Here is a 24,500-nt window from a genome sequence, read left to right as displayed (position 1 = left end):
TGCCCGTCATGACCGGCATGACCGCACCTCGCCCAGGTTACCTTCCGTGTCACAAACGGACACATTAGCGCAGTCCGGGTTCCCCGCCCAATGGGCTCATTCATTCGCCGTCGCGCGTTTTCAGTACACCCGCACGAACCAGCGCCCCGGCGCCGAAGCGCCCGTTGATCAGATCCTGCACGCCGTCGGATCGCTTTTTCGAGACGGGGGCGGCGAACATATCCTGCTGCTCATCCCCATGCCGGGCGTCGAAGCCCGACAAGGCCACACCGAGCAAACGTAGCCTTGGCCGGGGATGCTGGTTCCACCAAAGTTGAAGCAAGCGTCGTGCCACGGCATAGATCTCGGGCGTGGCATTGCCGGGAACGGGCAGTTGAGCCTGCCGACTGTGCGTGGTGAACGGCGGTTCGCGCAGCTTGACGGACACCGTACGCGCCTGGACCCCACGCGACCGGGCACGGGCACCGACCTTCTCGCACTGGCGCAGCAGCCAAGCCTCGGCGATGCCCAGTTCTTCCAGGTCGTATTCGAAGGTCCATTCCGACCCGATGGAGACTTCGGGGGCGTCGGTAACCACCGGCCGCCGATCCTCTCCCCGGCACAGTTCGCGTAGCTGCGCGGCGTGGCGTTCGCCGACGGCCTTGTTAAGGCGCCACGCATCGGCGCGAAGCAGGTCGCCGATCGTGCGGATCCCCACCTTGTGCAGCGCCTCCTCCGCGACCTTGCCGACCGTCCACATCCGACCGATCGGCAGTGGATCGAGATAGCCCTGGGCTTCCTCGGGGCCGATGTGCAAGAAACCGTCGGGCTTGGACAATTCGCTGGCGAGCTTGGCGAGCAGTTTGTTGTGCGCCATGCCTACTGAGGCGTTAAGGCCGGTGCGCTCGCGGATGGCGTCCTTCACTCGGCGCCCGATGGCCTCGATCGAGGCGAACAGCCGCAGGCTCGCGGTCACGTCGAGGAACGCCTCGTCCAAGGACAGCCCTTCGATCATTGGCGTGACCTCGGCGAATACACCGAACACCACGTTCGATATGGCCTGGTAGCGGTCGTGGCGGGGGAAGATATAGACCCCTCCCGGGCAGCGCCGACGCGCCTCCGCGGTGGCCATCGCCGAACGGACGCCGTACTTGCGCGCCTCGTAATTGGCTGTGGAGACCACGCCACGGCGGCCGAGGCCGGCCACGATCACGGGCTTCCCGACCAGGGACGGGTCGTCCAGCTCCTCCACGGACGCGTAGAAAGCGTCCATGTCCACATGGATGATCGCGCGCTGGGCCGGCTGCATAGCCGCTATTGTGCCGCAAGGCCGTGAACCGGCGGCAGTGCAGCCGCTGGACTTGCACGGGCACAGGCGATACCCTGTGTCGCATCGGGTGAACTTATTCGGGCGTCGCGCCCTCGCCGGTCCGTACTTTGGAGCCGGCCGCGCACTGCTCCCGACGGTCCTCTTCACAGACGGTGACCCTCCTGGGGTGTCCAGCGGCCATGCCTTCCGCTCGTCGGCGACGATGCGTGGCATGCCGAGCGAGGTGGCGGTGTAGCCGCCGGACGGCATCGATTGTTGCGTTCCCGGTCGCACCCGCGACCCTTCTGACGTGTGCCGATGACTAACGAGACAACCGAAGTCCAGGCGGTCGAAAAATCTCAGGATGCCTTCGCGGGCATTCCGCAGCAGCAGGAAATGCCTCTCGCGCTGGTGCGCGGGCAACCGGTGCTGCAGATGCCGCAGGACCTGTACATCCCGCCGGACGCGCTTGAAGTCATTCTGGAATCGTTCGAAGGACCGCTGGACCTGCTGCTGTACCTGATTCGTCGGCAGAACCTCGACATTCTCGATATCCCCGTCGCCGAGATCACCCGGCAGTACATGGATTACATCGAGATGATGCGAGAGGTGATGCGCCTGGAGCTGGCGGCGGAATACCTGCTGATGGCCGCGATCCTTGCGGAGATCAAGTCCAGGCTGCTGCTCCCCAGGCCGCCAGCGGAAGAAGGCCTGGAAGAGGATCCGCGTGCCGAACTGGTCCGTCGGTTGCAGGAGTACGAACGCTTCAAGAAGGCCGCGGCGGATATCGACGAGCTGCCGCGCCTGGAACGCGACACCACCGTGGTCCACGCCTTCGTGGGTGAGCACAACGTGGTACGCGTACCGCCCCCGCTGGACCTCAAGGAACTGCTGCTCGCGCTCAAGGATGTGCTGAACCGGGCCGATCTGTTCACGCACCATGCGATCCAGCGCGAACCGCTCAGCGTGCGCCAGCGCATGGGCGATCTGCTCGGCATCCTGAGCGAAGGTGGCGGGTTCCGTCGGTTCGAGACACTGTTCGACGTTACCGAAGGTCGGCTCGGCGTGGTGGTCACCTTTCTGGCGATGCTCGAACTGGCGAAGGAAATGCTCGTGGAGATCGTCCAGGAAGAAACCCTGGGGCCGATCTACCTGAAGACAAAGGTACACACGGAGGCAGCGCAGGAAGAAGCGCTCGCCTGACGGCCCTTACAAGGGGCCAACGAACGGGGGACGTCGCGTCAGCGGCCGCTCCCGCGCACGAAACCGATCCGCGCGTGAAAGGCGCGGCACACCTTGAGGCCTATGGATCTCGAACAACTCAAACCCATCGTGGAAGCGGCGTTGCTCGCCTCCACCCAGCCGATGACGATCGCGCAACTGAAGGCGATTTTCGGCGAGGAAGACGAGGTTGGCACGGACGACATGACGGCAGCCCTGACGGCGCTGGCCGCGGACTGCGAGGGGCGCGGGGTCGAACTGGTGGAGGTCGCCTCCGGCTGGCGCTACCAGGTGAGACGCGAGGTACATGGCTGGGTGTCGCGGATGTGGGCGGAGAAACCGAGCCGATACTCGCGCGCCCTGCTCGAAACCCTGGCACTGATCGCCTACCGGCAACCCATTACCCGCCCCGAGATCGAACAGATTCGTGGCGTGGTCGTTTCCTCCAACATCATCAAGACGCTGGAAGAACGTGAGTGGATTCGTATCGTGGGATACCGCGACGTACCCGGCAAACCGGCACTGTTCGGCACCACGCGCACCTTCCTCGATTACTTCAACCTGAAGTCGCTGGACGCCCTACCCCCGCTTTCCGAGATCCGCGACCTCGACGAATTGAACCCGCAGATGCGTCTCGATGGCGCCGCGGAACCGGTCACCGCCCACGTGGCGATGCCCGATGAAGACGGCGGCGAAAGCCCCGTGAACCCCGAAGACACCGATGATGTCGTGGCAAGGCCCACGACGGTCGAAGACAACGCCACCGAGACCGCGCCCATCGAGGGCAACACGGTCGAAGCGGCGAACGAGCTGCCTGCCGGCGACGACGTCGCCGCGGCTTCCCCCACTGCCGACGAGGCAGAGAATCCCGTAGGCGACGATCAAGACGACGCCGAGAAAGACACCGAGGAGTCACGCGCATGAATGCGCCCCAGCGATCCCTGCTCACCCTTAAGCGCGGCGGCGACAGCACCGACAGCGCCCCCCAACTCGAAGAGCGCCTGCACAAGGTGCTCGCCAATGCCGGACTCGGCTCGCGTCGGATGCTCGAACAGCGCATCCAGGCCGGCGAGGTCGAAGTCAACGGCACCGTCGTCGCGATCGGCGCCAGTGTCCATGCCGGCGACCGCGTGACCATCGACGGCAAGCAGTTCGTCGTCGCCACCGACAACCGCAACGACGCCGAAGTGCTCGTCTACCACAAGCCGGAAGGCGTGGTGACCACCCGCGAGGACACCGAAGGCCGCCCCACCGTGTTCGAACAGCTGCCGCGCCTCAAGGGTGCGCGCTGGGTCGCCGTGGGTCGCCTCGACATCAACACCACCGGCCTGCTCCTGCTGACCACCGACGGCGAGCTGGCCAACGCGCTGATGCACCCGAAGAGCGGCCTGGAGCGTGAATACCTCTGCCGCGTGCACGGCGAGGTGCCGGACGAAGTCATCGAACGGCTCAAGGCCGGCGTGGAGCTGGAAGACGGTCCGGCCCGCTTCGACGAGATCGCCATCATCAGCCGCGGCGGCAGCCATAGCTGGTTCCGCGTCACGATCCGTGAGGGGCGCAACCGAGAGGTTCGCCGCCTGTGGGATTCGCAGGGCTTCCTGGTCAGCCGCCTGAAGCGCATCCGCTATGGCACCGTGGAACTGCCGCGCGCGCTGCGCCGCGGCGACTGCGAGTCGCTCGACGAAACGGCCATCAAGGACCTCCGTGAGCGTGCCGGTCTCGGTGCGCCCGCCCCCGTCCTCACGCTCAGCGCCGTGGTGCACCAGCGCCGCGCGCCGCGCCACGTGACCGAGTACCGCCCGGACACGCGCACCACGGGTGCCTGGAGTTCCGCGCGGCACGACGAAGCTCGCGAACTCACCGCCTTCGATCGCATCCGCGACGACAACCCGCGTGGTGGCCGTGGCGGTCGCGGCGGACGTGCCGGCGGCGGCGGTCAGCCGGGCGCGCCGCGCCGGGAAGTGAATGGCAACGTCGCTCGTCCGGAACGGGGTGGTGGTGGTGGCGGTCAGCGCAAGTCGCGCCGCGTCGCGCCGGGTCAGGAGCTTCCGTCCATCCGCACGTGGTTCGCTGGCGATTCCCGCACCGGTGCGGGCAACGCGGCGGGCAACACGGGCAACACCACCGGCAATCGCGGTGGTCGTCCGGGCGGTCGTCCCGGCGCGGGCGGCGGTAATCGTCCGATGGGCCAGGGTCCGGGCCGTGCCGAGGGCAATCGCGCTCCCGGCGCTCGCTTCGACGGCGGTGGCAATCGCGGCGGTCGTCCGGGCGGCGGCAACCGTGCAGGCGGTCCGAGTGCGGGCGGCAATCGCAGCGGCGGTCCCGGCGGCGGTGGCAACCGTGCCGGCGGCGGTCCGCGTCCCGGTGGCAATCGTGGGGGTCGCCCGGGTGGCGGCAATCGTGGTGGCAACGGTGGCGGTGGCGGCAACCGCAGCGGCAACCGCTGATCGATCGGTAAAACGCCGGCACGTCCTGCGTGCCGGCGATGCCTCAGGACGAGGTCATGCGTGCCGTCGCATGGCGTGACGCAAGTTTCGCGGCGACGGCATCGAAACCGATGCCCCGTGCACGCAAGGCCACCATGAGGTGGAACACCAGGTCTGCGGCTTCGCCGACCAGCGCGTCGTCATCCTCGGCGACCACGGCCAGCGCCGTCTCCACACCCTCCTCGCCCACTTTCTGGGCGATGCGCCGCATACCGCCATCGAACAACGTCGTCGTGTAGCTTCCCTGCGGGCGCTGCGCGTGACGCTCGGCCACGAGTGCGTCCAATTCGGCGAGGAAGCCGAGCTTTGGCGCCACGTCGTCGCCAAAGCAGCTCGATGTTCCGTTGTGGCAGGTGGGACCGGCGGGCAGCGCACGCACGAGAATCGTGTCGGCATCGCAATCCAGGCGCACGTCAACGGTCGTCAGCGTGTTGCCCGAGGTCTCGCCTTTCGTCCACAAGCGCCCCTTGCTGCGACTGAAGAATGTGACGCGCCCGTCCTCGCGCGTCGCCGCCAGTGCAGCCTCGTCCATATAGCCCAGCATCAACACTTCGCCGGTGCGCGCATGTTGCACGATGGCCGGCAGCAGGCCGCCACCCTTCGCGAAATCGGCTTGTCCGTCGCTCATGTCCTCACCTCGATACCTTCCGCCTTCAATTGGCGCTTCAACTCGGGAATGCCGATCTCGCCGGTGTGGAACACGCTCGCCGCGAGCGCGGCGTCCACGTCCGCCTGGCGGAACACATCGACGAAGTGCTGCTCGCTGCCGGCACCACCGGACGCGACCAGTGGCACATCCGTCACCGCACGCGCCGCCTTGAGCTGCGCGATGTCGTAGCCACGGCGCACACCGTCGGTTCCCATGCAATTGAGTACGATCTCACCGGCACCCAACTGCTGGACTTCCTCGATCCAGTCCAGCGTGCGCTTGCCGAGCGCGCGCGTACGCGAAGGATCTCCCGTGTATTGCCGCACACGCCACTCACCGTCGTCGTCACGCAGACTGTCCACGCCAACGACGACGCATTGCACACCGAACGCGTCCGCGATCTCTCGCACCAGCGCGGGACGCTCCAGCGCAGGCGAATTGATCGACACCTTGTCCGCGCCCGCATGCAGGACCTCGCGCGCATCGTCGACGCTACGAATGCCGCCGGCAACGCAGAACGGAATGTCGATCTCCCGCGCCACGCGTTCCACCCAGTCGCGATCGACCCGACGCCCTTCCGGGCTTGCCGTGATGTCGTAGAACACGAGCTCGTCCGCGCCTTCGTCGCGATAGCGCAAGGCGAGCTCCACGATCTCACCGACCACGACGTGATCGCGGAAACGTACGCCCTTCACCACCTGACCGTCGCGCACGTCGAGGCAAGGCACGATACGACGGCTCAACATGTGGCACCTGCCTTCGCAGCAACGCCAAATGCATCGGGTAGCGTGAAGGCCCCCTCCAGCAGCGACCGACCGAGAATGACCCCGGCCACGCCCTGAAGCGTCAGCGCAGCGACGTCGTCGAGCGAGCGCACGCCACCCGATGCCTGAATCGCCATCGCGGGCGCCAGCGCGGCGAGGTGACGATACAACGCACGGTTGGGGCCGGTCATGGTGCCGTCGCGATCGATGTCGGTGCAAAGCACATGCTTGGCGCCCCCCGCTTCGTACCACGGCAACAGATCATCGAGCGTGTTCGCCTCGTCGGCCGTCCAGCCGGCGCTGGGCAGCGTCCAGGTGCCATCGCGAAAACGCGTATCCAGGGCAAGTACGATGCGCTCCGGACCAAGCCGGGCGATCCACTCCGCTACCGTCTTCGGTTCGCGTATCGCCATGCTGCCGACCACCACGCGTTCGACGCCGGCATCGAGCAGGCGACGCACGCTGGCCTCGTCGCGAATGCCGCCGCCGGCCTGTACGCGCAACCGCCCTGCCGAAGCGATGGCGGCGATCGTGGCGAGGTTCTCGAACTGGCCGGAACGCGCGCCATCGAGATCGACCACGTGCAACCAGGTGGCACCTTCGTCGGCATAACGCGCGGCCAGGACATCGGGCGCGAAGGCGAAGGTCGTCTGCTGCGCGTAGTCGCCCTGGTAGAGGCGGACGACCTGGCCGCCGCGCAGGTCGATGGCGGGAATGGGAAGTGTCATAGCGAGAGAAAATTCTGCAGGAGTTGTGCACCCACGCACGCCGAACGCTCGGGGTGGAATTGCATGCCCATGAAGTTGCCCGAGGCAATCACCGCAGCGAACGGCTGGCCGTGGTCGCTGGTCGCCAGTGCATAGTCGCCGTCGGGAACGGCATAGCTGTGCACGAAGTACGCACTGTCGTCATCGCGAAGCCCATCCACGAGCGGATGCGACCGGGTCACACGCAGGCCGTTCCAGCCCATGTGCGGAATGCGCAGTCCGGGTCCGCCAGCCATGTGACGCACGCTCGCAGGAATCACGCCGAGGCACTCGGTGTCGCCCTCGTCGGAGCGCTCGCAAAGCAATTGCATGCCGAGGCACACACCAAGCACGGGCTGGGTCAGTCCGCGCAGAACGTCGACCAAGCCGGCCTCGCGCAGCATGCGCATGCCAGGACCCGCGGCCCCGACACCCGGCAGGATGACGTGCCGCGCCGAACGAATGCGATCGGCATCCGACGTGAGCTCGGCGTCGGCACCCAGGCGCTGCAACGCATAACGCACCGAACCGATATTGGTACCACCGGCATCGACGAGAACCACGCTCATCAGAGGCTCCCCTTCGTGCTCGGCAGTTCCTCGCCTTCCCGTCGGATGGCCTGGCGCAGGCAACGTGCGACTGCCTTGAAGCAGCCCTCCACCATGTGATGCGCGTTCTCGCCATGCACCGAAAGATGCAGGTTGGCGCCGAGCGTCTCGCACAGGGATCGGAAGAAATGCGGCACGAGTTCGGTGGGCACGTCACCGACCCGCTCGCGCGGGAAGTGACCGTCGAAGACGAAATACGGACGGCCCGAGAGGTCCAGTTCTGCGCGTGCCGCGCTCTCGTCCATGGGCAGGGCGAAACCGTAACGACCGATGCCGCGCTTGTCACCGAGCGCCTGGCGCAGTGCCTGACCCAACGCCAGCGCGCAGTCCTCGATGGTGTGATGTTCGTCGACGTCGGTGTCGCCGTCACAGCGTAATTCGAGCGCGAAGCCACCGTGCTTGCCGATCTGCTCGAGCATGTGATCGAAAAAGCGCAGTCCGGTCTGGGCGACAGGATCGGCGACGCGATCCAGATCGACGGCAACGCGAATCGACGTCTCGCGCGTCTTGCGCATCACCTCTGCTGTGCGCGGCGCATCGAGCAACTGGTGGGCGACCTCGCTCCAGCTCATGCCGTCACGGCCCACACGTAGCCCACGGACACCCATGTTGGCGGCAAATACCATGTCCGATTCGCGATCGCCGATCATGGCGGACTGCGTACGGCTCCAGCTATCGTCGGCCAGCCAGTGACGCGCCAGCCCCGTAGCGGGCTTTCGGGTATCGCGCTGCTCGTGCGGAAAGCTGCGGTCGATCAATTGCTCGCGAAATACGATGCCCTGCGATGAAAGAATACGCAGCAGCAGCGCGTGCGGCCCGTCGAATGCCTCCTGCGGAAACGACGGCGTGCCCAAGCCGTCCTGGTTGGTGACCATGACCAGTTCGTAGCCTGCACCGACACAACGTTGCAAGGCGGCTATCACGCCCGGCAAGAGCGCGAGTTTGTCGTAACTGTCGATCTGTTCGTCGGCGGGCTCCTCGATGAGGCAGCCGTCACGATCGATGAAGAGGATTTTCCGGCTCATGCAGCGGCTCCTGCCCGCAGCACCGCAAGCACGCGATCGTTCTCGTTTCCCGTGCCGACGGTGATACGCAAGGCGTCACCGAGGCCCGGATAGCGAGTGATGTCACGGACCACCACACCTGCGGCCAGCAAGCGCCGATAGGTGCCCGCTGCGTCGTCGAAACGCACGGCGAGGAAGTTCGCGTGCGACGGAAGCACCTCGCGTACGCCCGGAACCCGCGACAGTTCCACCAACATGCGGGCGCGCTCGCCGAGCACTTCCTGCACGTGATGACGTTGCAGGCGGCGTCCTTCGTACGAAAGCGCGCCGAGCGCGGCATCCACGCATGGCGAGGGCAACGGATAGGGAGGAATGATCCGCCGCAGCAGGCCGATCACCTCCGCGCGCGCGACGAGCGTACCGACGCGGGCACCCGCCAGTGACCACGCCTTCGACAACGTGCGCAGCACGGCAACATTGTCGTACTCGTCGATCAGCGTTACCTCGCTTGGGGCGCCACTGAACTCCGCATAGGCTTCGTCGACCACCAGAATGGCGCGGTCGGCGAGCGCGCTGGCGAGGTGGACGAGGACATCGCGCGGCACCAGATTGCCGGTGGGATTGTTCGGCGTGCAGACGAAGACCAGTTTCGTGGTCGGCGTCACGGCCGCAAGCAGCGCGTCGGCGTCCAGCGCGCCCGAGGGCTGGAGCGGCGACTCGATCACCGATGCGCCCTGGATGCGAGCGCAGACGGCGTACATGCCGAACGTCGGCGGCGAGACGACCACGGCATCTTGGCCGGCACGACAGAAGGCCCGAACGAGCAAGTCGATGGCCTCGTCGCTGCCACGCGTGACCAGCAACCGATCCGCCGTGCTGCCATACAACTCGGCCAGCGTTTCCACCAGCACCCGCGGCTGCGGATCGGGATAGCGATTCAGGCCTTCTCCGCCGGGAACGTTCGGCGGGCGCGAGGATTCGTTGGCATTGAGCAGCACGGTGCCGCCTTGTGCCTCCATGCGCGCGCTCGAATACGGCGCCAGGGAGCGGATGTCGGGACGAGCAAGATCGAGGACGCTCATGCGGCGTTATCCAGGGCAGCGAGACGCAAAGTGACCGCACGCCGATGTGCTTCCAGTTGCTCCGCTTCCGCGAGAATGGCGGCACAGGGGCCGATCGCACGCAGCCCAGCGGCCGTGGCTTCCTGCACCGTCACCTGTTTCTGGAAGCTGGCGACCGACACGCCGCTGTAGCTCCGGGCGTAGCCGTAGGTCGGCAACACGTGGTTGCTGCCGCTGCAGTAGTCGCCGAGCGACTCGGGCGTCCATGGGCCGAGGAAGACGGAGCCTGCCGAGGTCACCTGATCCAACAAAGCGCGAGGCTCCGCGGTCTGCACGATCAGGTGCTCGGGTGCATAACGATTGCTGACCTCTACCGCCTCCGGCACGTCGGTGACGAGCACGAGGCGACTGTTGGCAAGCGCATCGGCGGCCACGGCAGCACGCGGCAGCGCAGCGCGTTGACGCTCTACCTCGTGTTCGACGCGATCGAGCAGGTCCGCCGAGGGGCTCACAAGCAGCACCTGCGAATCCGGACCATGCTCGGCTTGCGAAAGCAGATCGGCGGCGACGAAGACGGGCTCGGCGTCGGCATCGGCGATCACCAGCACCTCCGACGGGCCAGCCGGCATATCGATCGCGGCGCCTTCGGGATCGCCCGCGACCTGCAGCTTCGCCTCCGTGACCCAGGCGTTGCCAGGGCCGAACAACTTGTCGCAGCGGGGTACAGACGCGGTGCCATAGGCCATGGCGGCGATGGCCTGCGCGCCGCCGAGCTTGAAGACCCGGTGCACGCCCGTGGCTTTCGCGGCGAACAGCACGGCATCGTCGCAGCGACCGTTGGCCTGCACGGGGGTACACAGCACGACCTCTCGGCATCCGGCGATGGCGGCCGGCACACCCAGCATGATCGCGGTGGATGGCAGTGGCGCACCGCCAGCAGGCACATAGAGGCCGACACGACCGATCGGACGCAGCACGCGTTCGACACGCACGCCCGGTGCGGTGTCGACGGCGACGGGGCCCGGCGCGGCGGCGCGGTGGAAGGTTTCCACACGTCCCGCGGCCTCGCGAATCGCCGCCTTGAGTTCGGGGGGCAAGCGCGCTTCTGCGGCGGCGAATTCGTCCTCGCTCACAGCGAGGTCTTCGAGCGCGACGCGATCGTAGCGGGCGGTGAGTTCACGCAAGGTGGCATCGCCGCCGCGACGTACCGCTGCGATGATGGCCTCGACGCCGCTGCGAAGTTCCGCCGCGCGCGATTGAGCCGGACGCGCAAGCGCTGCCTCGCGGCCTGCCTCGTCGAGAGTCTTCCAATCGATCCGTTTCATGCCAGCATCTTCTCCACTGGCAGCACCAGCATGTCGCGGGCACCGGCACGTTTCATGTCTTCCAACTGCCGCCAGCTCACCGAGCCTGCGCACAGCGCCTGCAACACGACATGATCGGGCGCGCCGTCCACGGGGGTGAGCGTCGGTACCGGACTGCCGGGCAACAAACGCGTGATGGCCGCGAGCGCATCGCGCGGCGCCTGCATGAGGATCAGGCGCGAATCGCGCACCTGGATCACGCCGTCAAGGCGACGCAGCAGCAGTTCGGCGATCTCACCGCGCTCGTCGGCCGGCAACTCGCGGCGACCTGCCAGCACGGCTTCGCTCTCGATGACCACCGCCGCCTCACGCAACTGATTGGCAACCAGCGTGGCGCCGCTGGAGACGAGGTCGCAGATGGCGTCTGCCGTGCCGAGGCGCGGCGCAATCTCGACGGAGCCCGCGAGCATGACGACCTTGGCCTCGACACCATGCGTACGCAACCATTCGCCCAGCAGGCCCGGATACGACGTGGCGATGCGCTGCCCCGCCAATTGCGCCGGCCCTTCATAGGCATCTTCCTGCGGCACCGCAATGGACAGGCGGCAGTGGCCGAAGCCGAGCGAACGCAATGCGTCGAGACCCTCGCCCAGTTCGGGATTCGATAGCTGGAACTCCCGGAGCACATTGCGACCCACGATGCCCAGATCGCAGACGCCTTCGGCGATCAGACCCGGGATGTCGTCGTCGCGGACGAGGAGCAAGTCCACGGGCTCGCCTTCGCCGAAGCAGAACAGCTTGTCGCGGCTCTGCCGGAATTTCAGACCGCAGCGAGCGAGCAGCTCCTGCGCCGGCTCGGTGAGGCGGCCGGATTTCTGCATGGCGATACGGAGTCGATCACGCGGCTTCATGCGTTACCTCCCAGGTTGCGGCGCGCCGCGGCAGCCATATACCCGCCGTTGCCCTGATTGAGGTACCGGGCCACTCGACCGATGGTGGTGATGCTGACCGACGTGCGCTCGTGAATCTCCCGATACGAGCGCCCCTCCAGCAGGTGCGGCACCACCCGCCAGCGATCCACCATCACCTCGATCTCGGCGGGGGTACACAGGTCATGAAGAAATGCGCGCATTTCTTCCACGGTGGAAAGCGCCGCCAAGGCTTCGCAGAGGCTGGTCTCGGCGGAATCCGCTGGCGTTTCCGGATCGATGGAGCGTCGCTTCATGTTAATGTACTAACGCGTTAATACGATAAGTCATCGTAGCCCGCTGACTGCATGAAGGCAAGCGCTGACACGTGATTGCGCCTTTCTTCCATATATTTCGGCCCCGGCCCTCGCCACCATGGCGCCATTCCACCGCCCATGAGCTCTACCATGCCGAGCACCGTGATCATCGCCGACGATCACCCGGTCGTCGTTGCGGGGGTCGAGACCATCCTCAAGGCGCATCGCTACGACGTGGTCGCCCGCGCCCACGATACCGATGCCCTGTTCGACGCCCTCGCCGACCACCCTTGCGACGTCGTCATCACCGATTACTCCATGCCGGAGGGCGACCAGCCCGACGGCATGCCGATGATCCGACGCATTCGTGCGGTGCGGCCGGACATCGGCATCGTGGTGCTGACGATGCTCTCCAATCCGGCGATCCTGCGCGGCCTGCTCGACATGGGCGTGGCCGCCATTTTCGACAAGCGCACCAATCTTCGGGACATCCCGGTCGCCGTGCATGCCGCCGATGTCGGGCGCTCCTATCTCAGTCCGGGCATTCGCCGGCTGTTCCAGGAGGTGGATTGCGCTACGGGTCCGGAAGAACTCGCCACGCGGCTATCCCCGCGGGAGATCGAGGTCTTGCGAGCCTATGCGAAGGGGCACTCGTTATCGGACATTGCCGCGCTCATGGGGCGCAGCTTCAAGACCATCAGCAGGCAGAAGCGCTCGGCCATGGCGAAGCTGGGTCTCGTGAACGACGCCCAGCTCTATCAGTACCTGGCCGACGTGAACGCCGGCACGGGTGACGACTGGACGCCCTCCAATGAGGCGACCGGCGGCATCCGCTTCTTCCGCGGCGAATCGAGAGCGCCGTAGTCGCAGCTTCAGCCCTCGGCGACGAGACGGCCCGATGCGACGAGATCGCACACCGCGCGTACGTCGCCGTCCATCGCACGATCGCGCTGCATGAAAGCCACATGGTCGCGCAGCGTCGCCAGGGCTTGGCGCACGGCCACACCGCCATGGAAATCGTCCGCGGATGCCAGCGCGTCCATGAGTGCACGCACTTCGCGCTCGAATAGCGGGTAATGCGGCGAGTCGGTGCGCGGTGCACCGGAAACCTTCGCGGCCAGCGCCTGCCAGTCACCCCGGTGCGCAAGCGCACGCGCGGCGTTGAGCATGTCCTGCCGGTATTCCAGGGCCTGCGCTGCCGTGTACAACTCCATGGCAAGCACGTGGCCGAGGTCTTCCGTCATTTCCAGCACGTGACGCGCCTCGTTCGCACCCATGGATACGTGGTCTTCCGCATTGGCGCTCGTCGGCACCGAGTACACGGATGCGGGATGGGCACGCGTGGCGAGATCGTTCACGAGCGCTGCCGCCGTGTACTGCACGATCATGAAGCCCGAGTCCGTGGCGTCCTCGTTGCCGATCAGGAACGCAGGCAGGCCATCGTTGTTGGCGGGATCGACCAGCTTCGCGGTGCGCCGTTCGGAGATCGAGGCGAGCACCGGAATCGATGCCTTGACGTAACTCATCGCCAGGGCCAACGGCATGCCGTGGAAATGCCCGGCGGAAATCACCTGATCCTCGATGACCTCGGCGTTCTCGGCATCGGGGAACACGAGCGGATTGTCGGTCACGGCGTTGAGTTCAACGTCGAACACGCGGCAAGCCTGTTCCCAGGCATCGCGCACCGCACCGTGGACCTGTGGAGCGCAGCGCAGGCAGTAGGCGTCCTGCGGCTGGTGCTTCTTGCCACCCTTGAACGGGAGGAACCGCGAGTAGAACGCTTCCTTGCCGTGGCGCTGTGTGGCGGGCACCCAGTCCCAGCCGATGTCGAAACGGTAGGCCTGCTCGCTCGGTTCGGCCCATGCATCGGCCAACCACGGGCGGAAGCGCGGCACCATGTGGTACGCAATGTCGGCGAGGGTGGAGCCTTCCAGCAAACCACGGATGTTCTGCGCAGCGGCGACCTGCCCGGGGTGCGGACGCAACGCATGCACCTCTTCCGCATAGGCGCCGGTGCGACCGGCGAAGGCGTCGAGGGTCATCGCGGCAGCCAGGTCGGCCGTGCGGATCAGCATGTCCATCGTGTCGAGCGCGAGCACGCCGGTGGCGAGCATCTGCGTCGTACCGTTGTTCAATGCCAGACCCTCCTTGAAGGAGAGCCGCACCGGCTGGAGACCCGCTGCCGCGAGCGCCTTGCCGCCCGGCATGCGCTCACCCTTGTAGAAGGCCTCGCCACCACCGAGCAGCACAATGGCCAGATGCGACAACGGCGCGAGATCGCCGCTGGCGCCTACCGAGCCCTTTTCCGGAATGACCGGGATCACGTCACGGTTGAGCAGTTCGGCCAGCGCGCGCAGGGTTTCCACGCGAATGCCCGAATGCCCGCGCATCAGCGTGTTTACGCGGATGGCCAGCATGGCGCGTACGACGTCGATGGAGAACGGCTTACCGACGCAGACCGCATGGGTGATGATCAGGTTGTGCTGCAGTTCTTCGAGCAGGCTTCCGTCGCGCGGCTCCGGATTGCCGCCAGGCAGTTCGTCGCGCACGCGGTGCGCACCGAGCAGCTTGTCGGCGTTGCTGCCGAAGCCGGTCGTAACGCCATAGATCGGCTCCCCACCGCCGACCTTTTCCGCGAGAAAGTCGGCAGCGCGCTTCACTTTCACCAGCTGCGCCTCGTCGAGTCGAATCGAGGCGCCCTGGCGAGCGATGGCGGCGACCTGGGCGCGCGTGAGGCTACGCCCGTCGAGAAGAATGCTGCTGGTCATGGGAAGCGCCGTGGGATGCGGTGGGAGGATTCAGCGACCGATTTCGGCCTGGGCCAGTTCGACGCGAAGTGTCTTTACGAGGTCGGCGCGTGGCACCTCGAACTGGTCTTCGCGGCGCAGGTCCTTCACCGTGACCACGCCCTTGGCAATTTCGTCTTCGCCAAGCACCACGACGAAACGGATGCCGGCGCGATCGGCGTACTTGAACTGCTTGCCCAGCTTGCCGCCGTCGAGCACCACCTCCGTGGCGATGCCCGCACTGCGCAGTTCCGAGGCCACCGCGAGATATGTCGGCATCTGCGCGGCATCCATCTGCGTGACCAGCACATCCACCGTGCTCTGCGCCGTGGACACGAGGCCCGCATCGCGAAGCTGCCAATAAAGACGAGTCAGACCGATGGAGATACCCACGCCCGGCAGATGCGACTTGGTGTACTGGCCGGCCAGGTTCTCGTAGCGACCACCCGAACAGATCGAACCGATCCCGGGATGTTCGTTCAACGTGGTTTCGTAGACGGTGCCGGTGTAGTAGTCGAGACCGCGCGCGATGGACAGGTTGAGCGCAAAGTGCGTCTCCGGCACGCCGAAGTCACGGATCATCGCGAGCACTTCCTTCAGTTCCGCCCTGCCCTGCTCGAACGCTTCCGAACCGGTGCCCAGCGCATCGAGCTTCGCGAATGCGTCGTCCACCGACGTCGAACGCACCTGCACGAAGGCAAGGATCTTGTCGGCTACGTCAGCCGCGAGACCGAACGCGTCGCCGGTCAGGGTATCGCGTACGTAGTCCGGTCCACGCTTGTCGAGCTTGTCGACCTCGCGCAACACGAGCATCTGCTGCGTGGCGTCGGCAATATCCAGGTTCTCGAAGTAACCGCGCATCAACTTGCGGTTGTTGAGGTGGATGGTGAACGCGCCGATGTTCAACTCACGGAAGACGCTGTAGATCACCGCCGGAATCTCGGCGTCATAGCGAACCGAAAGCGAATCCTTGCCGATGACGTCGATGTCGCACTGGTAGAACTCGCGGAAGCGACCGCGCTGCGCCCGCTCGCCACGATAGACGCGCTGCATCTGGTAGCGACGGAAGGGGAAGCTGAGGTCGTGCTCGTGCTCCGCGACATAGCGCGCCAGCGGCACCGTGAGGTCGAAGCGCAGCGCCAGCTCAGGCACCTCGCCCTTCTCGGCCGCGCCCAGCGAGCCGGTCGACTGCACGAAATACACCTGCCGCTCCGTCTCGCCACCGGTCTTGGTCAGCAACACGTCGCTGTACTCGATGACCGGGGTCTCGATCGGCAGGAAGCCGAAGCGCTCGTAATTGCGACGAATCGTATCCAACATGCGCTGGAAGGCGATCTGATCGAGCGGCAGGAGCTCGAGGACACCGGGCATGGTGCGGGCCGGGGTGAGTGCCATGCAATTCCTCTTCGGACAGGCTTACGGACGCCGCCACGCGGCAGCCGCATAGATTAGCAGATGGCCAGGGCCACCCCGCCGCCCACGTAAAAAAGATGCGAAGACCTGTTGCCAAGGCACCGACCCACGGCTAATATACGCGGCTCCCGTCGGGGTGTAGCTCAGCCTGGTAGAGCGCTACGTTCGGGACGTAGAAGTCGCAGGTTCGAATCCTGTCTCCCCGACCAATAAATTCGAGTAGTTTCGTCATTCGACGATGAAAGGCCCGCCCTCAAAAGCGGGCCTTTTCGTTGCCCCGGTATCTAGCCTTGCTCAGAAGGCGACGGCAAACGCGTGTGTGACCTTACCCATGGCTTCGCGCCAGCGAGCTTCCAGTTCGGGCGTGAGCTGATCGTCGCGCTCGCGCACGGCCTGCAAAAGGCTTTCAAGCCAATGGTCGTGGAACTCCGGAATTACCGGCGCCCTGCCCAGGCGTGCATGGACGCGAATCATTTCATCGACGGGACGCTGCGCCATACCGTCTCCCGCGGCCCATGAGATCGCCAGGCTGATGCCGCGACGGAGGGCCATGTGCTGCTTCTGGAAGTCGGTTTTCTCGAAAAGCGGCGGAATGCGTGGATCGCGGGCGAGGAGGATTTCGTAGAAGCGCTCGATGAAACCGCGCGAGCGCAGGCAACGCCCGTAGCTCGTGTGCAGATCGTCATAACCGATGGACATGGCGGCCCCAGTCGCTGAAAGCGACGAAAGTAGCGCCGAGTTCCCCGCCAGCATTTGCGCTCGGTCAATTTCTGAGCGGATATCGCGCGTCAGCAGGCTGGGCAGGGGAACGCCTGCCCGCTTGCCGGAAGATGACTGCGTGCCGGTGCCTAGGCGGTAGTCACAGGACTTCAGAAGTTGGATGAATACAGCATCGCGACGATCTTCCATCCGTCTGGCGTGCGCAGCATTTGCCACGTTTCTGCGCCGCGATTGTCGACCTTTCCGTCCGTAAGAAACTCGAAGTCGAAGTAGACGGATGCAACGGTGCCGTCCGTATCGATACGCACGTTGTGAAACCGCTCTTCGATGGGGTCCTTGGTACTGCCGACGTAGGCGACGAATTCCTGCCAGGTACCGCTCTTGAAGGGAGTCGCATCGGGATGTTTCTGACGCATCTTTTGATAGGTCGACTCCCCCATGGCCATGATCCACGCCTTGCTATCGGGCAGGAACAGGGTGCCGAGGGCCTGACCGTCGTGGGCCTTGATGGCCGCCTGGAACCGGTCGACGACCTGTTGGATCTGCGCCTTCGGGGCGTCTTCCGCAAAGGAAGGCGCGGCGGCTAGAAAGAGCGTGGCGAAGAGCAAGGCAAGCTTCATGAGGCGGCTCCGTGGCGGGTCGGCTGAGGAAACCACTAATCGGTTGCCGATGCCAACGCCTGATGGCCTCTGGCCCACTTACCCGACCGAACCGTTACGGCTACGAGGTACGACCGCGGTCTAGACGTCTCACGCAGCGCCAATACGCCCCGTCGCCGGGCACAAAAAAACCCCGACGAGTCAGGGCTTTTCTGTGTCTGGCGGAGAGTGAGGGATTCGAACCCTCGATAAGGCTTTTGACCCTATACTCCCTTAGCAGGGGAGCCCCTTCGGCCTCTCGGGCAACTCTCCGTGATCGTTCGTCGAGGACCGTGCCCTAACGAGCCAGCAAGGATACTTGCCCTTGCCGCGGCCGTAAAGACTTTACTGGTCGTCCCCGGAATGGCCGGCCGGGTCATTCTCGTTCTTGATGCGCTGGTAAATCTCTTCGCGGTGGACCGCAACGTTTTTCGGTGCATTGATGCCGATGCGCACCTGGTTACCCTTCACACCCAGAACGGTGACGGTCACCTCGTCGCCGATCATCAGGGTTTCACCGACCCGGCGGGTCAGAATCAGCATGATTGATACTCCATAAAATCAGGTATTGGCTTCCCCACCAACGACAACCTCACCCCGAGTGCTTGCCGTCAATGGATCGACGTTTCGACCATCGAAGGCCGATTGCCTTCCCCGGCTCTAGTTGTGTGTGTCGCTGACTAGCTGTCCTGCCATCTCGACCCGAAGGATCGATGTCGAAGGATGCGGTTCGACATTCGGCTGATACTAGCCGAGCCAAACCGGGGTACGCAACGCACGAGGCTGTGAATGCGTGCACAGGGACGCGTTTACAACATACCGACGTCTATCCGGCCACCTGCCGTTCAGCGCAGGCGGGCCTCCACCCAGGCAGGAATGCCTGCCAGGACAGTCGCAAGCGCCGGGCTATCGAGGCCGCCGCCCTGCGCCATATCCGGGCGGCCACCGCCCTTGCCCTCGATATGGGACGCCACTTCCGCAACGAGATCGCCAGCCTTGACCTTGCCCAGCGCTGTGCCGCCGACGCCTGCCACCAGGGATACGCGACCATCGACTGCGCCGGCGAGGATCACGACGCAGTTGCTTAGTTGTTGCTTAAGAACATCCATGCTGTCGCGCAGCGACTTGGCATCGAGACCTTCGAGCCGTGCCGCAACGACCTTGATACCGGCCACCTCGACCGCCGAACCAGCCAGATCCGCGGACGCCGAACTGGCTGCCTTGGCCTTGTACGATTCGACCTCTCTTTCGAGTTTCTTCTGCCGATCGAAGAGCTGGCGAAGCTTCTCGACAACGTCGTCGCCCGTCGCAGCCAGCAACCCGGAGACCTCGCTCAGGATGCGCTCCTCGTCGGCTACGCGCGCCATGGCGCCCGCGCCGGTCACGGCTTCGATGCGTCGAACGCCCGCGGCGACGCCGGATTCCGAAACGATCTTGAACAAGCCGATATCGCCGGTGCGCGAGACGTGCGTACCGCCGCAGAGTTCGGTAGAGAAATCGCCCATCTTCAGTACGCGCACCTCGGCACCGTACTTCTCGCCGAACAGAGCGACGGCACCGAATGCCAAGGCGTCGTCGTAGCCCATGTGGTGAATCTCGGCCTGCTGATTGCGGCGGATCTCGTCGTTGACCATACGCTCGACCTGCGCCAGTTCTTCGGGCGTGACGGCCTTGAAGTGGGAGAAGTCGAAACGCAGCCGTTCCGGCGCGACCAGCGAGCCCTTCTGTGCGACGTGATCGCCCAGCACGGTGCGCAAGGCTGCGTGCAGCAAATGGGTGGCCGAATGATTCAGCACCGTGGCCTGACGCTGGGCCGCGTCGACCGAGGCACCAACGACGGCACCCTTGGTCAGCGGCGCGGAACCTTGCCAGCTACCGAAGTGCGCGAAGAAAGCTCCGCCGACCTTCTGTGTATCCGCCACGGCGAATGCACCGGACGGATTGCGCAGCATGCCCGTGTCGCCGACCTGCCCACCGGACTCGGCATAGAACGGGGTGCGATCGAGCAGCACGAAAGCCTCCTCACCATCGGCGAGCGCATCCACCGCCTTGCCTTCGCGGACGATGGCGACCACCTTCGCGTCGGCAAGATCGAGATGTTCATAGCCGGTGAAGATCGTCGGCGACAAGGCGCTGGCGACCTCTGCCGGAAGCTGCGCCTTGGTTGCGAAGTTGCTGGCCGCACGCGCGCGTGCGCGCTGCTCACCCATGGCCTGCTCGAAGCCTTCCATGTCGACCGTCATGCCACGCTCGCGCGCGATATCGGCCGTGAGATCGACCGGGAAGCCGTAGGTGTCGTAAAGACGGAAAGCATCCACACCGGGAATGATCTGCCCCGACTTGGCGGCGACATCGTCGAACAGGCGCATGCCGTGCTCGAGGGTTTCGCCGAAGCGCTCTTCCTCGGTCTTCAGCGCCTGCTCGACGAACGCACGCTTGGCGGCGATCTCGGGATAGGCGTCGCCCATCTCGGCCACGAGCGGCGCCACCATCTTCCAGAAGAAATCGCCACGCACGCCGAGCATCCAACCATGCCGCAGGGCGCGACGGATGATGCGGCGAAGCACGTAGCCGCGCCCCTCGTTGGACGGCAGTACGCCATCGACGATCAGGAACGAGCAGGCACGGATATGGTCGGCGATGACGCGCAACGACTTGTTCGACAAATCGGCCGTGCCGGTGAGACGGCCCGCTTCGGCAATCAGGTGCGCGAACAGGTCGATCTCGTAGTTGGAATGCACGTGCTGAAGCACGGCAGCGAGACGCTCGAGGCCCATGCCCGTATCGACACACGGCGCCGGCAGCGGCGTCAGCGTGCCGTCCGGCGCGCGATCGAACTGCATGAAGACCAGATTCCAGATCTCGATGTAGCGATCGCCGTCCTCGTCGGGCGAACCCGGGGGGCCGCCAGCAACGTCCGGACCGTGGTCGTAGAAGATTTCCGTGCACGGACCACACGGGCCGGTGTCCGCCATCTGCCAGAAATTGTCGGACGCAAAAGGCGCGCCCTTGTTGTCGCCGATGCGCACGATGCGCTCGGCAGGCACGCCCATCTCCTTGTGCCAGATGTCGTAGGCCTCGTCATCGGTGTGGTACACCGTGACCCACAGGCGTTCGGTCGGCAGATTGTAGACCGCCGTGAGGAGTTCCCATGCATAGCGAATGGCGTCGCGCTTGAAGTAGTCGCCAAACGACCAGTTGCCGAGCATTTCGAAGAACGTGTGATGACGGGCGGTATAACCCACCGCGTCCAGATCGTTGTGCTTTCCGCCGGCCCGAAGGCAGCGCTGCACGTCCGCCGCGCGCACGTAGCCGGGCTTCTCGCTGCCGAGAAACACGTTCTTGAAGGGCACCATGCCCGAGTTGGTGAACAGCAACGTGGGATCGTTCGACGGCACCAGCGATGCCGACGGCACGATGGTGTGGTCCTTGGACCGGAAGAACTCGAGGAAGGTCGAACGGATTTCGGCTGTTTTCATGAGCGATCGTGGCTTCGGAGCTGCGAGGCGTATCGCGGGGACGCTCCGTCCAGAATCAAGGCTCGTTGCCTTCAGTCGTCGTCGGCGTCTTCCGCATCGGCGTGGGTAAGAACACGTACTGTGGCGGCGGCGAAGCCGCGACGCAAGAGGAATTGCGCCCGACGCTGCCGTTCCGCGGGGTCGGCCGTGGGTCCGCCATAGCGCCGCCGCAGCTGGCTGGCGGCGAGATCGTCCCAATCCACGTCGACCGCATCGAGCAATCGGCGCAACACGGCGTCACTGATGCCCTGGCTGCGTAGTTCGGCCCGGATGCGGGCCGGGCCGTAGCCCTGACCCACGCGGCTGCGAATCAGCGCCTCAGCGAAGCGATCGTCGTCCTGGTAGCCCTGGTCACCCAGGCGCTCGATCGCGGCCGAGGCTTCGTCACGCGCAAAACCGCCGCGATCAAGCTTCTGCTTGAGTTCGCGGCGGGAGTGTTCGCGCCGGGCGAGAAGCCCGAGCGCCTTGTCGTACGCGGTGCGGGTGGGACGTTCGGCCTTGGTGCCGCGCCCACCCGTGCCGGGCTCAGACTTCCTCGAGCGCATCCTGCTCGGTGTCGCTGGCCTTGGACGTGCCGCTACCGGGCTTCACCAGCAGGCGATCACGCAGCTGGGCGTCGATCTCGTTGGTAATGGCCGGGTTGTCGCGGAGGAACTGGCGGACGTTTTCCTTGCCCTGGCCGATGCGGTCGCCCTTGTAGCTGTACCAGGCGCCGGACTTGTCGATCAGGTTCTCCCGCACGCCCAGCTCGATGATCTCGCCTTCGCGCGAAGTGCCCTCGCCGTAGAGGATCTCGAACTCGGTCTGACGGAACGGCGGCGCCACCTTGTTCTTCACCACCTTGACGCGGGTCTCGGAGCCGATGACTTCCTCGCCCTTCTTCACCGCACCGATGCGACGAATGTCGAGGCGGACGGACGCGTAGAACTTCAACGCATTGCCGCCGGTGGTCGTCTCCGGGCTGCCGAACATCACGCCGATCTTCATGCGGATCTGGTTGATGAAGATGACCAGGCAGTTGGATTTCTTGATGTTGGCGGTGAGCTTGCGCAGCGCCTGGCTCATCAGGCGGGCATGCAGGCCCACGTGAGAATCGCCCATCTCACCTTCGATTTCGGCCTTCGGCGTAAGCGCCGCCACCGAGTCGACCACCACCATGTCGACGGCGCCCGAGCGCACCAGCATGTCGGCGATTTCGAGGGCCTGTTCACCGGTGTCCGGCTGGCTGACCAGGAGGTCGGCGACGTTGACGCCCAGCTTCTCGGCGTAGCTCGGGTCGAGCGCGTGCTCGGCGTCGACGAAGGCCGCGGTACCACCAGCGCGCTGGCAGGACGCAATGGCCTGCAGCGTGAGCGTGGTCTTGCCCGACGATTCCGGGCCATAGATCTCGACGATACGGCCGCGCGGCAGGCCGCCAATGCCCAGGGCAATGTCGAGGCCGAGCGAACCGGTCGACACGGTGTCGATCTGGTCGTCGACGCGATCGCCCAGACGCATCACCGCACCCTTGCCGAACTGCTTTTCGATCTGGCCTAGGGCACTCGCCAGCGCCTTGCGCTTGTTGTCGTCCATCGTGAATTCCGGTCTCGTGTGTAGGGATGCATCTTGCCCGACCGTGGTCTCAGGGACTGCGATCCGCAATCGCCAAGTTTGCCATAGCCGGCCGGTTCAAGCCTTGAGCTCGGCGGTCATTCCAGCAAGCGCCGCGGCAACGGTCTGCCGCCGCACGGCTTCGCGATCCCCGTCGAAATGGTGGACCTGCGCGTGGGCATAGCCCCCACGCCGCTTCCAGCCGATCCACACGGTGCCCACGGGCTTGTCCGGCGTGCCGCCAGAGGGGCCGGCAATGCCCGTGACCGCCACCGCCACACCGGCGCCGTACCGCGCGAGCGCGCCGGAAACCATCTCCAGCACCGTCTCCTCGCTGACGGCGCCTGTCCTCTCTAGGGTGCGCGGGTTGACGCCGAGCAGCGCCTCTTTCGCGCTGTAGCTGTAGGTCACGACGCCCGCCTCGAACCATGCGGAGCTTCCCGCCAGGTCCGTGAGCGTCTTCGCGATCCAACCACCGGTGCATGACTCGGCCGTCGCCACCATCACCCGCCGCTCGATCGCTGCGGCGGCAACCTCCCCTGCCAGCGCCATCAGTTCGGCATCGGAAGGAATCACTGCGGCATCCATCGGGGCTCCCGGTCAAAGAGAGCATTTCTACTCCCGGCGATCGCGGCTGTCGACGCTGGGCAGCATGACGGGCGCTACGAATCACTGCGGCAAGGCGCTTGCCCGCCTCGCGGACGTCACGCTAATATCGCAACTATAGATTGCTGCGAAGCGACCCCTATAGTTGCCTTGCGCCGCTCCCCACGGCCCCGCACTCTTCAAGGAACAGACATGACCCAACGGCTCCGTCCGTGAGTGGGCTGTGCGCACGCGTTGTCGCGAACAGCCACGATCATCGGCACCGAACGCCACGCTGCGGAACGGGCGAGTTCGGGTAAGTCCGTTGGCGCTAACGCACTTCGCTCTTCGATCAGCAGGCCGTGACGTCGGTGCAACGGTACGCCACCATTTCCCGACTCACTAACCCGCTGCGTTCTTTGAGAAGCACGCAATTAAAGCGACGTAGCAAGGATGACATCACGCGATGGCAGCTTCAGGACGACGTAAAAGGGCGAGCCAATGGTTACAAGCGCAACCTTCACGAGACGTAGACATACGCCGCAGGACCGTGCGCCACGCCACACTTGCCAAGCGACGTGTGTCAAGCAGCTGTTACGTTTCATACACATTGCATGCCGACAATGTGTGACAAGCATCGCAGAAACAGGCACTTCAACGTCTGGTCAAGAAAACGTTGTTGCGTTACCTTTACGCCGCGGACAGGGTCCGTGAAAGGGGTGGGGAATCCAAGGCCAGCTAGCCGCAACTTCGGGTAGGCGATCGACGATCGCAACCCGGCGCCGCTAGGCCATTCTTCGCTGGAACGTAGTGCAAGGGCGCGGAAGCGCTCCTACAGGATGTTGTATGGATGAATTGCATGTCGCTCGCGGCCGGTTGGGCCGAGGTAGCAGT

Annotated in this window: 23 protein-coding genes and 2 tRNA genes; 5 read left to right on the top strand and 20 right to left on the bottom strand. The window is 65.2% G+C overall.

Annotated features, from left to right (window positions below; genetic code table 11):
- Positions 1-100: 100 nt before the first annotated feature.
- On the bottom strand, positions 101-1,288 hold the full coding sequence (gene dinB / locus BT115_RS13385; protein WP_072323058.1) for a DNA polymerase IV: 1,188 nt from the start codon (positions 1,286-1,288) through the stop codon (positions 101-103).
- A gap of 396 nt (positions 1,289-1,684) precedes the next feature.
- Here dinB and BT115_RS13380 point away from each other — a divergent pair, with 396 nt between their 5' ends.
- The 3 genes from BT115_RS13380 to BT115_RS13370 all read left to right on the top strand — a co-directional run bounded on the left by BT115_RS13380 (position 1,685) and on the right by BT115_RS13370 (position 4,956).
- Positions 1,685-2,491 (top strand): segregation and condensation protein A, encoded by an 807-nt coding sequence (locus tag BT115_RS13380; RefSeq protein ID WP_218184758.1) that lies wholly within the window; start codon positions 1,685-1,687, stop codon positions 2,489-2,491.
- Between the two features lie 102 nt (positions 2,492-2,593).
- Positions 2,594-3,433: an SMC-Scp complex subunit ScpB gene (scpB, locus tag BT115_RS13375; protein ID WP_072323056.1), complete on the top strand. Its 840-nt coding sequence runs from the start codon at positions 2,594-2,596 to the stop codon at positions 3,431-3,433.
- On the top strand, positions 3,430-4,956 hold the full coding sequence (locus BT115_RS13370; protein WP_072323055.1) for a pseudouridine synthase: 1,527 nt from the start codon (positions 3,430-3,432) through the stop codon (positions 4,954-4,956). The genes scpB and BT115_RS13370 overlap by 4 nt, the downstream gene beginning before the upstream one ends.
- Positions 4,957-4,999: 43 nt before the next feature.
- Here the strand turns inward: BT115_RS13370 and hisIE are convergent, their stop codons facing one another.
- Genes hisIE through BT115_RS13325 form a run of 9 tightly spaced genes read right to left on the bottom strand, consistent with a single transcriptional unit; the run spans position 5,000 to position 12,356 of the window.
- On the bottom strand, positions 5,000-5,623 hold the full coding sequence (hisIE, locus tag BT115_RS13365; protein WP_072323054.1) for a bifunctional phosphoribosyl-AMP cyclohydrolase/phosphoribosyl-ATP diphosphatase HisIE: 624 nt from the start codon (positions 5,621-5,623) through the stop codon (positions 5,000-5,002).
- Positions 5,620-6,390, bottom strand: a complete 771-nt coding sequence (gene hisF / locus BT115_RS13360; RefSeq protein ID WP_072323053.1) for an imidazole glycerol phosphate synthase subunit HisF — start codon at positions 6,388-6,390, stop codon at positions 5,620-5,622. The genes hisIE and hisF overlap by 4 nt, the downstream gene beginning before the upstream one ends.
- Positions 6,384-7,136, bottom strand: coding sequence for a 1-(5-phosphoribosyl)-5-[(5-phosphoribosylamino)methylideneamino]imidazole-4-carboxamide isomerase (hisA, locus tag BT115_RS13355; protein WP_072323052.1), 753 nt, complete (start codon positions 7,134-7,136; stop codon positions 6,384-6,386). Before hisA ends, hisF begins: the two co-directional genes overlap by 7 nt.
- A complete protein-coding gene (gene hisH, locus BT115_RS13350) occupies positions 7,133-7,723 on the bottom strand; it encodes an imidazole glycerol phosphate synthase subunit HisH (RefSeq protein ID WP_072323051.1) in 591 nt (196 codons plus the stop codon). Before hisH ends, hisA begins: the two co-directional genes overlap by 4 nt.
- Complete coding sequence (gene hisB / locus BT115_RS13345; protein WP_072323050.1) at positions 7,723-8,787, bottom strand: bifunctional histidinol-phosphatase/imidazoleglycerol-phosphate dehydratase HisB; 1,065 nt, start codon at positions 8,785-8,787, stop codon at positions 7,723-7,725. The genes hisH and hisB overlap by 1 nt, the downstream gene beginning before the upstream one ends.
- Positions 8,784-9,848 carry a histidinol-phosphate transaminase gene (hisC, locus tag BT115_RS13340; protein WP_072323049.1) on the bottom strand — a complete coding sequence of 355 codons (1,065 nt, stop codon included), beginning with the start codon at positions 9,846-9,848 and terminating at the stop codon, positions 8,784-8,786. The genes hisB and hisC overlap by 4 nt, the downstream gene beginning before the upstream one ends.
- The gene (gene hisD / locus BT115_RS13335; RefSeq protein WP_072323048.1) at positions 9,845-11,152 is read right to left on the bottom strand and encodes a histidinol dehydrogenase; all 1,308 of its coding nucleotides are present in this window, start codon (positions 11,150-11,152) and stop codon (positions 9,845-9,847) included. The genes hisC and hisD overlap by 4 nt, the downstream gene beginning before the upstream one ends.
- The gene (gene hisG, locus BT115_RS13330; RefSeq protein ID WP_072323047.1) at positions 11,149-12,042 is read right to left on the bottom strand and encodes an ATP phosphoribosyltransferase; all 894 of its coding nucleotides are present in this window, start codon (positions 12,040-12,042) and stop codon (positions 11,149-11,151) included. Before hisG ends, hisD begins: the two co-directional genes overlap by 4 nt.
- A complete protein-coding gene (locus tag BT115_RS13325) occupies positions 12,039-12,356 on the bottom strand; it encodes a YerC/YecD family TrpR-related protein (protein WP_072323046.1) in 318 nt (105 codons plus the stop codon). Before BT115_RS13325 ends, hisG begins: the two co-directional genes overlap by 4 nt.
- Positions 12,357-12,506: 150 nt before the next feature.
- On the opposite strand from BT115_RS13325, the gene BT115_RS13320 reads away from it, so the two are divergent.
- Positions 12,507-13,220, top strand: coding sequence for a response regulator (locus BT115_RS13320; protein WP_072323045.1), 714 nt, complete (start codon positions 12,507-12,509; stop codon positions 13,218-13,220).
- 8 nt (positions 13,221-13,228) lie between these two features.
- On the opposite strand, the gene BT115_RS13315 is transcribed toward BT115_RS13320, so the two are convergent.
- Both BT115_RS13315 and hisS read right to left on the bottom strand, forming a co-directional pair.
- On the bottom strand, positions 13,229-15,124 hold the full coding sequence (locus tag BT115_RS13315; protein WP_072323044.1) for an HAL/PAL/TAL family ammonia-lyase: 1,896 nt from the start codon (positions 15,122-15,124) through the stop codon (positions 13,229-13,231).
- 30 nt (positions 15,125-15,154) lie between these two features.
- Entirely contained in the window at positions 15,155-16,537 is a 1,383-nt protein-coding gene (hisS, locus tag BT115_RS13310) for a histidine--tRNA ligase (RefSeq protein ID WP_072323043.1), read from the bottom strand.
- 150 nt (positions 16,538-16,687) lie between these two features.
- Here hisS and BT115_RS13305 point away from each other — a divergent pair.
- A tRNA-Pro gene (locus BT115_RS13305) sits at positions 16,688-16,764 on the top strand.
- An 85-nt stretch (positions 16,765-16,849) separates the two neighbouring features.
- On the opposite strand, the gene BT115_RS13300 is transcribed toward BT115_RS13305, so the two are convergent.
- The 8 genes from BT115_RS13300 to BT115_RS13265 form a co-directional block, all read right to left on the bottom strand.
- Entirely contained in the window at positions 16,850-17,254 is a 405-nt protein-coding gene (locus tag BT115_RS13300; RefSeq protein ID WP_083527451.1) for a globin, read from the bottom strand.
- Positions 17,255-17,424: 170 nt separating this feature from the next.
- A complete protein-coding gene (locus tag BT115_RS13295) occupies positions 17,425-17,883 on the bottom strand; it encodes a YybH family protein (RefSeq protein ID WP_177257415.1) in 459 nt (152 codons plus the stop codon).
- A 210-nt stretch (positions 17,884-18,093) separates the two neighbouring features.
- Positions 18,094-18,186: transfer RNA gene (locus BT115_RS13290), tRNA-Ser, on the bottom strand.
- A 72-nt stretch (positions 18,187-18,258) separates the two neighbouring features.
- Complete coding sequence (gene csrA, locus BT115_RS13285) at positions 18,259-18,456, bottom strand: carbon storage regulator CsrA (protein ID WP_072323041.1); 198 nt, start codon at positions 18,454-18,456, stop codon at positions 18,259-18,261.
- A 302-nt stretch (positions 18,457-18,758) separates the two neighbouring features.
- Complete coding sequence (gene alaS / locus BT115_RS13280) at positions 18,759-21,392, bottom strand: alanine--tRNA ligase (protein WP_072323040.1); 2,634 nt, start codon at positions 21,390-21,392, stop codon at positions 18,759-18,761.
- A gap of 71 nt (positions 21,393-21,463) precedes the next feature.
- Positions 21,464-21,976: a regulatory protein RecX gene (locus BT115_RS13275; RefSeq protein WP_072323039.1), complete on the bottom strand. Its 513-nt coding sequence runs from the start codon at positions 21,974-21,976 to the stop codon at positions 21,464-21,466.
- Positions 21,957-23,003, bottom strand: coding sequence for a recombinase RecA (gene recA / locus BT115_RS13270; protein ID WP_072323038.1), 1,047 nt, complete (start codon positions 23,001-23,003; stop codon positions 21,957-21,959). The genes BT115_RS13275 and recA overlap by 20 nt, the downstream gene beginning before the upstream one ends.
- A 96-nt stretch (positions 23,004-23,099) precedes the next feature.
- Positions 23,100-23,609 (bottom strand): CinA family protein, encoded by a 510-nt coding sequence (locus tag BT115_RS13265; RefSeq protein WP_072323037.1) that lies wholly within the window; start codon positions 23,607-23,609, stop codon positions 23,100-23,102.
- Between the last annotated feature and the right edge of the window lie 891 nt (positions 23,610-24,500).

The sequence above is a fragment of the Luteibacter sp. UNCMF366Tsu5.1 genome (genome assembly GCF_900119235.1).
Lineage (GTDB): Bacteria > Pseudomonadota > Gammaproteobacteria > Xanthomonadales > Rhodanobacteraceae > Luteibacter > Luteibacter flocculans.
The sequence above is the reverse complement of the archived record's forward strand: the minus strand, read 5'-3'. Positions and strand labels throughout refer to the sequence as shown.